Raw genomic sequence first — 14,919 nt, 5'->3', positions numbered from 1 at the left:
CCCCGTCGCGCCAAGCCCGGCGGTCCCCACGAGGGGCGGAAAGAGGCGCTTCCGGGTTATAATCGCGGTCTCCCTTTCGCCTCACGTCGCCCTCTCGCGCGACGCATCAGTCCACCGACGCAAGGTCTAGTCCAGTCCATGGCTCACTTCTCGTGTTTCCCCGGCGCGTCCGCGCTTTCCGATTTCCGTCAAACCCGCCTGCTCGAAACGCTCGGCCGGATCGACGCCAACATCGTCGGCGTGCGCGGCCAGTTCCTGCATTTCGTCAACGCGGCCAGCGCGCTCGGCGAGGAAGACCGCGCGAAGATCGAGGCGCTCATGCACTACGGCGCGCCGTTCGAAGCGGACGAGGCGCGCGGCGCCGAGGAAAGCTTCCTCGTGCTGCCCCGTTTCGGCACCGTGTCGCCGTGGGCCAGCAAGGCGACGGACATCGCCCACCATTGCGGTCTGCATCAGGTGCGCCGCATCGAACGCGGCATCGAATACACGGTGGTGCTGAAGACCGGCCTCTTCGGCGGCAAGAAAGGGCTCACGGACGAGGCGCGCGCCGCGGTGGCCGCCGCGCTGCATGACCGCATGACCGAGAGCGTCGTGGCCTCGCGCGACGACGCCCGGCATCTGTTCGACGAACTGCCCGCGAAGCCGCTCGCGACCGTCGACGTGATCGCGCACGGCCGCGCCGCGCTCGTGACCGCGAACGGCGAGCTGGGGCTCGCGCTGGCGGAAGACGAGATCGACTACCTCGTGGAGGCATTCACGAAGCTCGGCCGCAATCCCACGGACGTCGAACTCATGATGTTCGCGCAGGCCAACAGCGAACACTGCCGCCACAAGATCTTCAACGCGCAATGGACCATCGACGGCGAGCCGCAGGACGTGTCGCTGTTCCAGATGATCCGCAACACCGAAAAGCTCAATCCGCAGGGCACGATCGTCGCGTACTCGGACAATTCCGCGATCATGGAGGGCGCCACCGCCGAGCGCTGGTTCCCGCGCAAGGCAACGGACGGTCCGAACGAGAAGTACGGCCGCCACACCGAACTCGTGCACACGCTCATGAAGGTGGAGACGCACAACCACCCCACGGCGATTTCGCCGTTCCCGGGTGCCGCCACCGGCGCCGGCGGCGAGATCCGCGACGAAGGCGCGACTGGGCGCGGCGCGCGTCCCAAGGCGGGTCTGACGGGCTTCACGGTGTCCAACCTCGAGTTGCCCGATGCCCGCGAGGCCTGGGAAAACGCCCGCGACGTGGCCCAGCCGCTCGCGCACCGTGATCCCTCGGCAGAAGGCATGTATGGTGCATATGGCCGCCCGGACCGCATCGCGTCGCCGCTGCAGATCATGATCGACGGCCCGCTCGGCGGCGCCGCGTTCAACAACGAATTCGGCCGGCCGAACCTGGGCGGCTACTTCCGCGTCTACGAGCAGAACGTGGCCGGCACCGTGCGCGGCTATCACAAGCCCATCATGATCGCGGGCGGCATCGGCAACATTTCGTCCGGGCATACGCACAAGCACGATTTACCGGAAGGTTCGCTGCTGATCCAGATCGGCGGCCCGGGCATGCGCATCGGCATGGGCGGCGGCGCGGCCAGCTCGATGGCCACCGGCACCAACACGGCAGAACTGGACTTCGACTCGGTTCAGCGCGGCAATCCTGAAATCGAACGGCGCGCGCAGGAAGTCATCAACGCGTGCTGGCAACTGGGCGACGGCAATCCGATCCTCAGCATTCACGACGTGGGCGCCGGTGGTCTTTCGAACGCGTTCCCCGAACTCGTCGACGGTGCCGGCAAGGGCGCGCGTTTCGAGCTGCGCAAGGTCGCGCTCGAAGAGAGCGGCCTCTCGCCGCGCGAAATCTGGTCAAACGAGGCGCAGGAGCGCTATGTGCTCGCCATCGCGCCGGCCGACCTCGCCCTGTTCGAAGCGATCTGCGCGCGCGAGCGCTGCCCGTTCGCCGTGGTCGGCGTGGCGACCGCTGAGCGTCAGTTGAAGCTGATCGATGCCGAGCATGCCGCCGCGGGTGAACCGCAGCCCGTCGACATGCCCATGGACATCCTGCTCGGCAAGCCGCCGCGCATGCACCGCGACGTGAAGCGCGAGGCGAAGACGCTGACGCCCGTGGACGTGACGGGTGTCGCCTTCGACGAAGTGGCTACGAGCGTGCTGCGCCACCCGACGGTGGGCAGCAAGTCGTTCCTCATTACGATTGGCGACCGCACGGTGGGCGGCACCAGCGTGCGCGACCAGATGGTCGGCCCGTGGCAGGTGCCGGTGGCCGACTGCGCGATCACGACGATGGACTACGCGGGCTTTCACGGCGAAGCCATGACGATGGCCGAGCGCACGCCGCTCGCCGTCATCGACGCGCCCGCATCGGGCCGCATGGCCGTGGGCGAGGCCATTACGAACATCGCGTCGGCGCCCATCGCGTCGCTCGACAAGCTCAAGCTCTCCGCGAACTGGATGGCCGCGTGCGGCTCGCCGGGCGAGGACGCGGCGCTCTTCGAAACCGTGAAGGCGATCGGCATGGAGTTGTGCCCGGCGCTCGGCATCGGCATTCCCGTGGGCAAAGACTCGCTTTCCATGCGCACGAAGTGGGACGAGAACGGGGTCGCGAAGGAAGTCGTGGCGCCGGTCTCGCTCATCATCTCGGCCTTCGCGCCCGTGGAAGACGTGCGCCGCCACCTCACGCCGCAACTGCGCACCCACGACGAAGCGGGCGAGGCGCTGGACTCGGTGCTGATCGCCATCGACCTCGGCTGCGGCAAGCATCGCATGGGTGGCAGCATCTTCGCGCAGGTCACGCAGCAGATCGGCGACGCGGTGCCTGACGTCGACGACGCCGAAGACCTCAAGCGCTTCTTCAACGCCATTCAGTCGCTCAATGCGAAGGACCAGTTGCTCGCCTATCACGACCGCTCGGACGGCGGCCTTTGGGCCACGGTCTGCGAAATGGCGTTCGCGGGGCACGTGGGCGTGTCGCTGAACGTGGACATGCTGACGCTGGACGCGGACCACGAGTTCGACTACGGCGACGCCAAAGACTGGGCAAAGCAGACGAGCGGCCGTCGCGAAGACCGCACGCTGCGCGCGCTGTTCTCCGAGGAACTGGGCGCCGTGATCCAGGTGCGCGCAGCGGAGCGCGACGCGGTGCTGGGCGCGCTGCGCGAGCATGGTCTTTCGACGTGCTCGCATGTGATCGGCAAGCCGAACACGCACGACACCATCGAGATCTATCGCGACGCGAAGAAGGTCTACAGCGCGCCGCGCGCCGAACTGCAACGTGCGTGGAGCGAAGTGAGCTGGCGCATCTCGCGCCTGCGCGACAACCCCGCGTGCGCCGACGCCGAATACGACGCGCTGCTCGACGCGAACGACCCCGGCATCACGCCACGCCTCACGTTCGACCCGGCCGAAGACGTGGCTGCGCCGTTCATCGGCAAGGGCGCGCGGCCGCGCGTGGCGATCCTGCGCGAGCAGGGCGTGAACTCGCATCTCGAAACGGCCTATGCCTTCGACCGTGCCGGCTTCGACGCGCACGACGTTCACATGAGCGACCTGCTGGAAGGCCGCGCGACGCTCGCCGACTTCACGGGCGCCGTGGCTTGCGGCGGCTTCTCGTACGGCGACGTGCTGGGCGCGGGCGAGGGCTGGGCGAAGACGATCCGCTTCAATGCCCAACTGGCCGACATGTTCGCCGCGTTCTTCGCGCGCAAGGACACGTTCGCGCTCGGCATCTGTAACGGCTGCCAGATGCTGTCGAGCCTCGCCTCGATGATTCCGGGCGCCGAGGCATGGCCGAAGTTCACGCGCAACAAGTCGGAGAAGTTCGAAGCGCGTTTCTCGTTCGTCGAAGTTCAGGCGTCGCCTTCGCTCTTCTTCGCGGGCATGGAAGGCTCGCGCATTCCGGTGGCGGTCGCGCACGGCGAAGGTTTCGCCGACTTCTCGCAGCAGGGCGACGCGTCGCGCGTGGCCGTGGCGATGCGCTTCGTCGACCATCAAGGCACGGCGACCGAACGCTATCCGTTCAATCCGAACGGCTCGCCGAACGGCATCACGTCGGTCACCACGCCGGACGGCCGCTTCACGGTGCTGATGCCGCACATGGAGCGCGTGCATCGCACGGTGCAGATGAGCTGGCACCCCGAGGGCTGGGGCGAAGCGAGCCCGTGGATGCGCGTGTTCCAGAACGCGCGTCGCTGGCTCGGTTGACGGGTCTTTCGGGCGGCACGCCGCCATAAACGACAATGCCGCCCGAGGGCGGCATTGTTTTTCGAAGCGCGCCGCTGCAACAGCAACGGCGCCGTTCCGTTTGGCGTTACTGGATCTTCGCCTGCTTGCGCAGGTTTTCCTCGAACGCCTGAAGCTTTTCCTGCTGCATCTGCTGGACGATCTGCGTCTTCACCTGTTCGAGCGGCGGCGGGGTGATGTCGCGAATGCCGTCCACGCGGATGATGTGCCAGCCGAACTGCGTGTGCACCGGCGTATCCGTCATCTGGCCTTGCTGGAGCTTCTGCGCCGCTGCGGCGAACTCGGGCACGTAGGCGCGCGGATCCGACCAGTCGAGGTCGCCGCCGTTCTTGCCCGATCCCGGGTCCTTCGAGTACTGCTTCGCGAGGTCTTCGAAGCTCGCGCCGGCCTTGATCTTCGCGATCAGGTCTTTGGCCTGCTGCTCGTTGTCCACGAGGATGTGGTGCAGGTGATATTCCTTGCCACCCGCCTCATGAACCAGCTTGTCGTAGCGTGCCTTGATATCCGCGTCCGTGGGCGCGTTGTTCTTCATGAAGTCTTCGATCAGCGCGCGCAGCACGACGGTCTGCTGGGCAACGGCGATCTGCGCCTTGATGTCAGGCCGCGTGGGCAGCCCGCGGCGCGCCGCTTCCTGCATGAGGATTTCGCGATTGACCAGCTCTTCGCGCACCGCCGTCTGAAGTTGCGGCGTGTCCTGCTGGCCTTGATGCACAAGCTGTGCGATCAGCGCGTCGGCGCGCGACTTCGGAATCGGCGTGCCGTTCACGACGGCGATGTTCTGTGCAAACGCGGGCGCGGCCGCGAACGCAGCCAGCATCACCCAGAGACGGGTCTTCTTCAAGGTCATCGGAAAAGTCCTAACGGAGCAAAGAAATGTGGGCTTGCTAGCGGGGCAGCGAGCCGGCTTCTTCGGGCGTGTACGCCGTGATGGCGAGCGCGTGAATGCCGCGCTGCAGCGCATCGGCCAGCGCATCATACACCATGCGATGCCGCGCCACGCGTGGCTTGCCGGCGAACGCGGCGGCCACGATCGTCACGCTGTAATGGCCGCCGGCAGAGGCGCCGGCGTGGCCCGCATGCTGCGCGCTGTCGTCGCGAACGTCGAGGGAAACCACGGGCGCAAGCGCTGTGCAAAGGCGGCTGCGGATGAGCGCGAGGCGCTCGTCGGGGCTGGCGTGCAGGAAGGTGTCGCTCACGTCTTACTCCTCTTCCTTCATGTACTTCGCGAGCCACAGGCTCTGCCCGACGATGAACACTACCAGCAGGCCGGTCGCGCCGAAGAGCTTGAAGTTGACCCAGGTGTCGGTCGTGAAGTTATAGGCAACGAACAGGTTGACGAAGCCGAGCAGCACGAAGAACACGGCCCACACGATGTTGAGCTGGCCCCACACGCGGTGCGGCAGCGTGATCTGCTTGCCCATCATCGCTTCGATCAGATTTTTGCCGAATGCGAACTGCGAGAACACGAGCACGACGGAAAACGCCCAGTACAGCACCGTGGGTTTCCACTTGATGAACGTGTCGTTGTGGAACACGAGCGTTGCGCCGCCGAACACGGTGACGACGCCGAGGCTGATCCACAGCATCGTGTCGACCTTGCGATGCCGGAACGCGACCCATGCGATCTGCACGAGCGTCGCGGCAATCGCGACGGCCGTGGCCGGGAAGATGCCCCACACCTTGAACGCGATGAAGAACAGGATGATGGGGAACAGATCGAACAGGAATTTCATCGTGGGTTGAGGTTCCGGAGAATGGGAGGTGCGGGCGCAGCCGGGGCGGGTGCGGCGCGCGAAACATCTTGCGTCGTGCCGCGTTGCCGCCCGGCGCGAGACGGCATGGAATCGCGGGGCCGGGCAATACGCTCAGTCGTTGCCGGAATCGGGGGCGTACCGGCGATGATCAGCCAAGACTGGCAAAACCCGGCGCCACCAGCAAAACCCGCCGTTATTTCGGCTCGAATTGTAGCGCAGCCGAATTGATGCAGTACCGCAGGCCGGAGGGTGCGGGACCGTCTTCGAAGACGTGGCCCAGATGGGCGCCGCAATGCTTGCAGCGCACTTCGATGCGAAGCATGCCGTGCGAGCGGTCGGTGCGTTCTTCGATGACCTCGCCGTCGATCGGGCGGAAGTAGCTCGGCCAGCCGCAACCCGCGTCGAACTTCGTGTCCGATTCGAACAGCGGCGTGCCGCAACAGACGCAATCGTAGACGCCACGGTCCCAGTGGTCCCAGTAGCGGCCCGTGAACGGGCGCTCGGTCGCGGCGTGGCGCGTCACCTGGTACTCGGTTTCGGAAAGCTTCGAGCGCCAGTCAGCGTCGTCCTGGTGTCCGGGGTAGGCGTCGGAGTTGTGATCGTCCTCGGTCATGGTGTGTCCTGTGGGTTGTTTCTGGGGGTCTTGCCCGGGGGGGCTCTCTCCCATGGGTTTTTCCCATGGGTCTTTCCCGCTAAAGGGCGAAGAACGGTGGCATCGCGAATCGTGCGATCACGACGAGCAGCTCACTTCGAGCGAGCCGGCCCAGTCGGGCGGCAGCGCCGCATAGCGCTCGTATTCGGGCTGTTCGTCGAATGGGTGTTGCAGCACGGCGGCGAGGCGTTCCACCTCGCTGAAGTCTTTTTCCTTCGCGCGGCGAATCGCCGTTTCCGCAAGGTGATTGCGCAACACGAACTTCGGATTCACGCGATTCATGGCCGCGGCACGCGACGCGTCGTCGCGCGCTTCCGCTGCGAGCCGCGTGCGATAGTCGGCGGCCCAGGCGTCGAAGGCGGCGCGGTCGAGGAACAGGTCGCGCACCGGCGCGTCGGCGCTCACGTCGTCTTTTCTGTGCTTGGATACACGGGCGAGATGGCGGAACGTCAGCGTGAAGTCGGCGCGGTTGGCGTGCATGATTTCGAGCAACCGGTTGGCGAGTGCGTCGTCGCCGTCGCGCGCGGTCTCGAGACCGAGCTTGTCGCGCAGCCGCTGTTCGAGTGACGGCGCGAAGCGTTCCTTGAAGCCTTCCAGCACGCGCTGCGCGTCTTCCACGGCACGCTCGCCGCGCTTCGCTTCTTCATGGCGCTCACCGATGACGGGCAGCAGCGCCTGTGCGAGGCAAAACAGGTTCCAGTAGGCGATCTGCGGCTGCATGCGGTACGCGTAGCGTCCCTGCGAGTCCGAGTGATTGCAGATGTGGCCGGCGTCGAAGCCGTCCATGAAACCGAACGGACCATAGTCGATGGTGAGGCCGAGAATCGACATGTTGTCGGTGTTCATCACGCCGTGGCAAAAACCCACCGCTTGCCACTGCGCGACGAGCCCGGCCGTGGACTGCACTGCCTCGGCAAGCAGCGCGAGGTATGGGTCGTCGGCTTCGCGGCAGTGCGGATAGAAGCGGTCGATGACGTGATCGGCGAGCGTGCGCAGCGCATCGACGCGGTCGTTCGCGTAGAAGTGCTCGAAGTGACCGAAGCGCACAAAGCTGGGCGACACGCGCGTGACCACTGCCGCCGTTTCGATCTCCTCGCGTCGCACCGGCTGGTCCGAGCCCGTTACGCAGAGCGCGCGCGTGGTCGGAATGCCCAGGTGGTGCATGGCCTCGGAGCACAGGAACTCGCGAATCGACGAACGCAGCACGGCGCGTCCGTCGCCCATGCGCGAATAAGGCGTGCGGCCGCTGCCTTTCAGTTGCAGCTCGTAGCGCCGGCCGGCGTGCTCGACTTCGCCGAGCCCGATGGCGCGTCCGTCGCCCAGTTGCCCGGCCCACACGCCGAACTGATGTCCCGAATACACGGACGCGTAAGGCATCGCATGATCGGACCAGTCGCGGGTGGTGTTGCCGCTGAACCAGGCGGCGAAGCCGGGGTCTTTTACGACAGCAGGATCGAATCCGAGCAGCCGCGCCGTCTCTGCCGAAAAGCCCACGACGTAGGGCTCCGGCAGCGGCGCGGCGGGCAATCGCGTCATGAAGGCAGGCCCGAGCCTCGCGAACGCGCCTTCGCGCGACGTCGTGATGGACGACGTGACGCGCGAGAGCACGGACGTGGATGCGCCCTGTTCGACAGTGCCCGCCGTGGCGGAAGAATCATCGGAATGGGGGGTCGCAGCCGCGTCGCTACGGCCGGCGGCTTGTGAAGTGCCTGGTGAAAACGACATGTTGAGCGCCTCTGGATTAACCGATATTGTAAGTCCGCGTCCGCGGGCCTGCAGGCGGCCTGGCCGACCCGGTCAAGGCCTGACGGCTGGGTCATAGCGAGGCTTCAGTGGCGAGGGCTTCACACTCCACCGCGGCTACCGCGGTTCTGTCCGCCGCGGCGCCTCGCGCAATGTCGAGCGGCCTGCCATCGCAGCGCCGTGACAGACACGGTAAAGACAAAACGAGCACAGAACGAGGTGAGGAGACCCGTGCCAATGACAACGCCGCTCTTGGGACAGATGATGGACGTGCCGCTCAACGTGTCGTCGCTGATCGCGCACGCCGCACGCTATCACGGCACCACCGAGATCGTGTCGCGCCGCATCGAAGGCGACATTCACCGCTACACCTATCGCGATTGCGAACGGCGCTCGAAGCAGCTTGCCCAGGCGCTCATGAGGCTCGGCATCACAGCGGGCGAGCGCATCGGCACGCTGGCCTGGAACGGCTACCGGCATCTCGAGGCCTACTTCGGGGTGACCGGTTTCGGCGCGGTGTGTCACACCATCAATCCACGCCTTTTTCCCGAGCAGATCGCGTTCATCGTCAACGATGCCGACGACCGCTACGTGCTGTTCGACACCACCTTCGCGCCGCTCGTTGCGCAACTCGCGCCGCAGTGCCCGAACGTGCGCGGCTGGGTCGCGCTGACCGACGAGGCGCACCTTGCTGCCTGCGTGTCCATCGCGGCGCCCGTGCTCTGCTACGAAACGCTGGTCGCAGCCGAAGACGGCGCGTTCGACTGGCCCGTGCTCGACGAGCAGAGCGCATCGAACCTCTGCTACACGTCAGGCACCACGGGGCATCCGAAGGGGGCGCTGTATTCGCACCGGTCGTCTGTGCTGCATGCGTTCGGGGCATCGCTGCCCGACGCCATGGGGCTGTCGTCGCGCGATTCCGTGCTGCCCGTCGTGCCGATGTTCCATGTGAACGCCTGGGGCATTCCGCATGCCGCGCCGCTTTCGGGCGCCAAACTCGTGCTGCCGGGCAAGGACCTCGACGGCAAGTCGCTGTTCGAGCTCATGGAGGCCGAACGCGTCACGTTTTCAGCGGGCGTGCCGACCGTCTGGATGGGCCTGCTCAACCACGTGCGGCAACACGGCACGCGGTTTCACTCGCTCGAACGAACGGTGATCGGCGGCTCGGCCTGTCCGCCTGCGATGCTGCGCGCCTTCGAGGACGACTACGGCGTGCGCGTGATCCACGCCTGGGGCATGACGGAGATGTCGCCGCTCGGCACGCTGGCGAGCCTCAACTGGGAGCAGTCCCAGCGGCCGCGCGAGGCGCAGCACGCGCTGCTGCAAAAGCAGGGCCGAACGATGTTCGGCGTGGACATGAAAATCGTCGGACCGGACGGCGCGGAGCTGCCCTGGGACGGCGTGGCGTTCGGCGACCTGCACGTGCGCGGGCCATGGGTGATCGACCGCTACTTCCGCCACGACGAATCGCCGCTCGTGAACGGCTGGTTCCCGACCGGCGACGTCGCCACGATCGACGCCGACGGCTTTCTCAACATCACCGACCGCAGCAAGGACGTCATCAAGTCGGGCGGCGAGTGGATCAGCTCCATCGACATCGAGAACATTGCCGTGGCGCATCCCGCCGTGGCCGAGGCCGCGTGCATCGCCTGCGCGCATCCGCGCTGGACGGAGCGGCCGCTGCTCGTGGTCGTGAAGCGTGCGGGCAAGACGGTGACGCGCGAAGACCTGCTCGCCTTCTACGAAGGCAAGGTCGCGAAGTGGTGGATTCCGGACGACGTGGTGTTCGTCGACGAACTGCCGCACACCGCAACGGGCAAGCTGCAGAAGCTCAAGCTGCGCGATATGTTCCGCAACCACGTGCTGCCGACTGCGCTGGGTGGGGAATGCGGTGGCCTGGGTGGAGACTGAGCCACACTCGCGCAGTTAAATTGAACGACCGTTCTTTTTTGTGTATGCTCCAGCTGACTCGGGTTTGTCGGACAATGCAGCCGACAGCGCCCAACGCGCACCGGCAAGCATGGAGGCAGACACATGGCAGTCGACTACACGACCCGGGACGGCGTCGCCGTCCTTACCCTCAATAACCCGCCCGTCAACGGTTTGGGCCACGCCACGCGGGCCGGCATCGTGGCAGGGCTCGACCGCGCGAATGCCGACCCGGACATCGTCGCGATCGTGCTTACGGGTGCCGGCAAGGCCTTTTCGGGCGGCGCCGACATCACCGAATTCAACACGCCCAAGGCCACTCAGGAGCCGACGCTCGGCACCGTCATCAAGGCGGTCGAAGCGAGTGCCAAGCCGATCGTAGCCACCATTCACAGCGTCGCGATGGGCGGCGGACTGGAGCTTGCGCTGGGTGCGCATTACCGCATCGCGGCCCCCGGCGCGCAGATTGCGCTGCCGGAGGTCAAGCTGGGCCTGCTGCCTGGCGCCGGCGGCACGCAGCGTCTGCCGCGTGCGGTGGGCCTCGAAACCGCGCTCAACATGATCGTGTCCGGCACGCCGATGATGTCGGAAAAACTCGCCGGCACGGGGCTCTTCGATGAAATCGCGCAAGGCGACCTGCTCGACGCGGCGCTCGCGTTTGCGCGCAAGGTGGCGCACAAGGGCGGCACGCATCCGCTGTTGCGCAAGCGCGAGATCGAGCATGCGAACGCCGCGGGCTTCATCCAGTTCGCGCGCAACAGCGTGGCCGCGGTCGCAAAGCACTATCCGGCGCCGCACAAGTGCATCGACGCAGTCGAGGCTGGCGTGAAGAACGGCTTCGACAAGGGCCTTGCCATCGAGCGCGAATGCTTCATGGCGCTCGTGCAAACGCCGGAAAGCCGCGCGCTGCGCCACGCGTTCTTCGGCGAACGGGCGGCAAGCAAGATTCCCGACGTACCCGCCGGCACGCCGGTGCGCAAGATCGAAAAGGTCGCGGTGATCGGCGCGGGCACGATGGGCGGCGGCATCGCGATGAACTTCGCCAACGCCGGGTTGCCGGTTACGCTGCTCGAAACGAAGCAGGAAGCGCTTGACCGTGGCCTCGCCACGATCCGCAAAAACTACGAAGCGAGCGTGAAGAAGGGCAAGCTCAACGCCGATTCGCTCGAAAAACGCATGGCGCTGATTCGCGCGACGCTCGCGTGGGACGACCTGAAGGACGCCGACCTCGTCATCGAAGCCGTATTCGAAGAGCTGGGCGTGAAAGAGCAGGTGTTCCGTCAGCTCGACGAAGTGGCGAAGCCGGGCGCGATCCTGGCCTCGAATACCTCGACGCTGGACCTGAACCGCATCGCGTCGTTCACGAAGCGGCCGCAGGACGTGGTGGGCATGCACTTCTTCAGCCCCGCCAACGTGATGAAGCTGCTCGAAGTGGTGCGCGGCCGCGAGACCGCCAGGGACGTGCTTGCCACCGTGATGCAGGTCGCGAAGACCATCCGGAAGACCGCGGTGGTCTCCGGCGTGTGCGACGGCTTCATCGGCAACCGCATGATCGAGCAGTACCTGCGCCAGGCGCTCTTCATGCTGGAAGAAGGGGCGCTGCCTGCGCAGATCGATCGGGCCATCGAAAAATTCGGCTTTGCCATGGGCCCGTTCCGCATGAGCGATCTCGCCGGCAACGACATCGGCTGGGCCATCCGCAAGCGCCGCTATCGCGAACAGCCTGAAATGCACTACTCGAAGATCGCCGACCGCCTTTGCGAGGCCGGCCGCTTCGGCCAGAAAACGGGTGGCGGCTGGTACGACTACCAACCGGGCGACCGTACGGCGCAACCGTCCGCCGTGGTGGACGAGATGATCGTCGCGTACTCGAAGGAAATCGGCGTGGCGCGCCGCAAGATCGCCGACGACGAGATCGTGGAGCGGCTCGTGTTCGCGCTCGTCAACGAGGGCGCGAAGATTCTGGAAGAGGGCATCGCATCGAAGGCATCGGACATCGACATGGTCTATCTGACCGGCTACGGTTTTCCGCTGTGGCGCGGCGGCCCGATGCTGTACGCCGACACGGTGGGCCTTTACAACGTGGAGCGGGCGATTCGCCGCTACGCCGCGCAACCCAACGGCGACGCCTGGCAGATTGCGCCGCGCATCGTCGAACTGGCGGCACAGGGGCGTGGTTTTAATTGACCTATTGACCTTTAGCCGCAGCGAACACCAGCGGAGTGACGAGATGAAAGGCGTACACGAAGTCCTGCTCGTCGTGGACGTGCAGAACGATTTCATGCCCGGCGGCGCGCTCGCCGTGCCGCACGGCGACGAGATCGTGCCGCTCGTGAACCGGCTTGCGCGCGGCTTCAGTCACGTGATGCTCACACAGGACTGGCACCCGGCCTCGCACGTTTCGTTTGCGGCGAACCATGCAGGCCGTGCGCCGTTCGAAACCATCGCGCTGCCGTACGGCGACCAGGTGCTGTGGCCCGTGCACTGCGTGCAGGCCACGCCCGGTGCGCAGTTCCATAGCGAGCTCGACGTGCCGCATGCGCGCGGCGTGATCCGCAAAGGGCACCACGCGAACGTGGACAGCTACTCGGCGTTTCTCGAAGCCGACCGCAAGACGCCCACGGGTCTTGCAGGCTATCTGCGCGAGACAGGCGTCACGCGCGTGTGGTGCTGCGGACTCGCCACGGACTACTGCGTCGCGTGGTCCGCGCTCGATGCGCGCGCGGCCGGGTTCGAAGTAGCCGTGATCGAAGATGCCTCGCGAGCCATCGACCTCAACGGCTCGCTCGCCGCCGCATGGCAACAGTTGCAGGCCGCGGGCGTGAGCCGCGTGCAGAGCGCCGAGGTGCTGCGCTGAAGGCAGAGCCGCTGAAGGGCCCCAAAAAATGACCCCAATAAGGCGCGGCCACACCCACACATCAACAGCAACATGAATGGCAGGAGACAGGCATGACTGACGCAGTAATCGTATCGACGGCCCGCACGGGTCTCGCCAAATCGTGGCGGGGCGCATTCAACATGACGCACGGCGCGACGCTGGGCGGCCACGTGACGAAGGCCGCCGTCGAGCGCGCGAAGCTCGACCCTGCGCGCATCGAAGACGTCATCATGGGCTGCGCGAATCCCGAAGGCGCGACGGGCGGCAACATCGCGCGCCAGATCGGCCTGCGCGCTGGGCTGCCCGTCAGCGTGCCCGGCATGACGGTGAACCGTTTCTGCTCGTCGGGCCTGCAAACCATCGCACTTGCCGCGCAGCGGGTGATGGCGGGCGAGGGCGACGTCTACGTGGCGGGTGGCGTGGAGTCGATCTCGTGTGTGCAGAACGAGATGAACCGCCACATGATGGCCGAAGGCTGGTTGCTCGAACACAAGCCCGAAATCTACTGGACGATGCTGCAGACGGCGGAAAACGTCGCGAAGCGCTATTCGATTTCGAAGGAGCGCCAGGACGAATACGGCGTGCAATCGCAGCTGCGCGCGGCCGCGGCGCGCGAGGCGGGGTTGTTCGATGCGGAGATCGTGCCCCTGACCGTGCTCGCGGGCGTCGCGGACAAGGCGAGCGGCCGTCTCTTCACGCAGGAGGTGACGATTGCCGCCGACGAAGGCATTCGTGCGGACACCACGCTCGAAGGCGTGGCGAAGATCCGCACGGCGCTGCCGGGCGGCGTCGTCACGGCGGGCAACGCGAGCCAGTTCTCGGATGGCGCCTCGGCCTGCGTGGTGATGAACGCCAAGGTGGCGGAGCGCGAGGGGCTCGAGCCGCTCGGTATTTTCCGCGGCTTCGCGGTGGCGGGCTGTGAGCCGGACGAAATGGGCATCGGCCCGGTCTTCGCCGTGCCGAAACTGCTCAAGCAGGCGGGGCTCAAGGTCGAGGACATCGACTTGTGGGAACTCAACGAAGCGTTCGCCGTGCAGGTGCTCTATTGCCGCGACAAGCTCGGGATTCCGAACGAACGGCTCAACGTCAACGGCGGCGCGATTGCGGTCGGCCACCCGTACGGCGTGTCGGGCTCGCGGCTCACGGGGCATGCGCTGATAGAAGGCAAACGGCGCGGCGCGAAGTTCGTGGTGGTCACGATGTGCATCGGCGGCGGGCAGGGCGCGGCGGGGTTGTTCGAGGTGGTGTGAGGCGAGTAGGAGGGCGGGAGCGGCGGGGCAGTATGAAGTGACGTTGGCGTTTATCGAGGGCTGTGCCACGAAGTTGCGTCACGAAGTTGCGTCATGAAGCTGCGGGCGCGGCCGGATAAACGGCGGCGCGCCCGCGAACCTTGCTGCCTGTCGGACCATAGGACCATAGGACCATAGGACCATAGGACCATCAGCCCATCAGGCTTGCGGATCGGCGCTCTGATCCGGGGATGCATCGGTGGCGGGCTGGGCGGCTGCATCGTCTGCCTGCTCGTCGTCTTTGTTCTCCAGATGCTTTTCGAGTGCGCTGGCGCCTTCGAAGCCGGCGACTGCGGCGAGCCCCTTAGTGAGAAGCGATGCGTCCGGATCGACCTTCTCCGTTGCCTCCACTGCTGCGATCGCACCTGCGATCTCACCTACCGTATTCAGAATTCCCATGGCGATCACCGTCGAAGTGGA

The 14,919-nt window shown here is 66.0% G+C and carries 11 protein-coding genes; 5 read left to right on the top strand and 6 right to left on the bottom strand.

The window, feature by feature from the left end; all coding sequences use genetic code 11:
• The first annotated feature begins 138 nt into the window (after window positions 1-138).
• Complete coding sequence (gene purL, locus PKKP23_RS13815; RefSeq protein ID WP_126877315.1) at window positions 139-4,215, top strand: phosphoribosylformylglycinamidine synthase; 4,077 nt, start codon at window positions 139-141, stop codon at window positions 4,213-4,215.
• Between the two features lie 106 nt (window positions 4,216-4,321).
• Here the strand turns inward: purL and PKKP23_RS13810 are convergent, their stop codons facing one another.
• From PKKP23_RS13810 to PKKP23_RS13790, 5 genes are all read right to left on the bottom strand, one after another.
• Window positions 4,322-5,101 (bottom strand): peptidylprolyl isomerase, encoded by a 780-nt coding sequence (locus tag PKKP23_RS13810; protein ID WP_017773879.1) that lies wholly within the window; start codon window positions 5,099-5,101, stop codon window positions 4,322-4,324.
• Between the two features lie 37 nt (window positions 5,102-5,138).
• Window positions 5,139-5,450 carry a BolA family protein gene (locus tag PKKP23_RS13805; RefSeq protein ID WP_126877314.1) on the bottom strand — a complete coding sequence of 104 codons (312 nt, stop codon included), beginning with the start codon at window positions 5,448-5,450 and terminating at the stop codon, window positions 5,139-5,141.
• A gap of 3 nt (window positions 5,451-5,453) precedes the next feature.
• Window positions 5,454-5,987 carry a septation protein A gene (locus PKKP23_RS13800; protein WP_126877313.1) on the bottom strand — a complete coding sequence of 178 codons (534 nt, stop codon included), beginning with the start codon at window positions 5,985-5,987 and terminating at the stop codon, window positions 5,454-5,456.
• Between the two features lie 214 nt (window positions 5,988-6,201).
• A complete protein-coding gene (msrB, locus tag PKKP23_RS13795; RefSeq protein ID WP_126877312.1) occupies window positions 6,202-6,621 on the bottom strand; it encodes a peptide-methionine (R)-S-oxide reductase MsrB in 420 nt (139 codons plus the stop codon).
• A 117-nt stretch (window positions 6,622-6,738) separates the two neighbouring features.
• The gene (locus tag PKKP23_RS13790; RefSeq protein ID WP_240658999.1) at window positions 6,739-8,385 is read right to left on the bottom strand and encodes a protein adenylyltransferase SelO; all 1,647 of its coding nucleotides are present in this window, start codon (window positions 8,383-8,385) and stop codon (window positions 6,739-6,741) included.
• 255 nt (window positions 8,386-8,640) lie between these two features.
• Here PKKP23_RS13790 and PKKP23_RS13785 point away from each other — a divergent pair, with 255 nt between their 5' ends.
• From PKKP23_RS13785 to PKKP23_RS13770, 4 genes are all read left to right on the top strand, one after another.
• Entirely contained in the window at window positions 8,641-10,314 is a 1,674-nt protein-coding gene (locus PKKP23_RS13785) for a 3-(methylthio)propionyl-CoA ligase (RefSeq protein WP_126877311.1), read from the top strand.
• Between the two features lie 123 nt (window positions 10,315-10,437).
• Window positions 10,438-12,519 (top strand): 3-hydroxyacyl-CoA dehydrogenase NAD-binding domain-containing protein, encoded by a 2,082-nt coding sequence (locus PKKP23_RS13780; RefSeq protein WP_126877310.1) that lies wholly within the window; start codon window positions 10,438-10,440, stop codon window positions 12,517-12,519.
• 43 nt (window positions 12,520-12,562) lie between these two features.
• Window positions 12,563-13,189 (top strand): bifunctional nicotinamidase/pyrazinamidase, encoded by a 627-nt coding sequence (gene pncA, locus PKKP23_RS13775; RefSeq protein WP_126877309.1) that lies wholly within the window; start codon window positions 12,563-12,565, stop codon window positions 13,187-13,189.
• A gap of 92 nt (window positions 13,190-13,281) precedes the next feature.
• A complete protein-coding gene (locus PKKP23_RS13770) occupies window positions 13,282-14,460 on the top strand; it encodes an acetyl-CoA C-acyltransferase (protein ID WP_017773887.1) in 1,179 nt (392 codons plus the stop codon).
• 198 nt (window positions 14,461-14,658) lie between these two features.
• On the opposite strand, the gene PKKP23_RS13765 is transcribed toward PKKP23_RS13770, so the two are convergent.
• Window positions 14,659-14,898: a hypothetical protein gene (locus PKKP23_RS13765; RefSeq protein ID WP_126877308.1), complete on the bottom strand. Its 240-nt coding sequence runs from the start codon at window positions 14,896-14,898 to the stop codon at window positions 14,659-14,661.
• Window positions 14,899-14,919 lie beyond the last annotated feature (21 nt).

The sequence above is a fragment of the Paraburkholderia kururiensis JCM 10599 = LMG 19447 genome (assembly GCF_003986935.1).
In the GTDB taxonomy this organism is placed as follows: domain Bacteria; phylum Pseudomonadota; class Gammaproteobacteria; order Burkholderiales; family Burkholderiaceae; genus Paraburkholderia; species Paraburkholderia kururiensis.
The sequence above is the reverse complement of the archived record's forward strand: the minus strand, read 5'-3'. Positions and strand labels throughout refer to the sequence as shown.

Bases quoted from the DNA above. Each gene is read 5' to 3' on its own strand.
- PKKP23_RS13780 (WP_126877310.1), top strand. From the start codon at position 10,438: ATGGCAGTCGACTACACGACCCGGGACGGCGTCGCCGTCCTTACCCTC.
- PKKP23_RS13785 (WP_126877311.1), top strand. From the start codon at position 8,641: ATGACAACGCCGCTCTTGGGACAGATGATGGACGTGCCGCTCAACGTG.
- PKKP23_RS13765 (WP_126877308.1), bottom strand. From the start codon at position 14,898: ATGGGAATTCTGAATACGGTAGGTGAGATCGCAGGTGCGATCGCAGCA.
- PKKP23_RS13810 (WP_017773879.1), bottom strand. From the start codon at position 5,101: ATGACCTTGAAGAAGACCCGTCTCTGGGTGATGCTGGCTGCGTTCGCG.
- PKKP23_RS13770 (WP_017773887.1), top strand. From the start codon at position 13,282: ATGACTGACGCAGTAATCGTATCGACGGCCCGCACGGGTCTCGCCAAA.
- PKKP23_RS13790 (WP_240658999.1), bottom strand. From the start codon at position 8,385: ATGTCGTTTTCACCAGGCACTTCACAAGCCGCCGGCCGTAGCGACGCG.
- PKKP23_RS13800 (WP_126877313.1), bottom strand. From the start codon at position 5,987: ATGAAATTCCTGTTCGATCTGTTCCCCATCATCCTGTTCTTCATCGCG.
- purL (WP_126877315.1), top strand. From the start codon at position 139: ATGGCTCACTTCTCGTGTTTCCCCGGCGCGTCCGCGCTTTCCGATTTC.
- pncA (WP_126877309.1), top strand. From the start codon at position 12,563: ATGAAAGGCGTACACGAAGTCCTGCTCGTCGTGGACGTGCAGAACGAT.
- msrB (WP_126877312.1), bottom strand. From the start codon at position 6,621: ATGACCGAGGACGATCACAACTCCGACGCCTACCCCGGACACCAGGAC.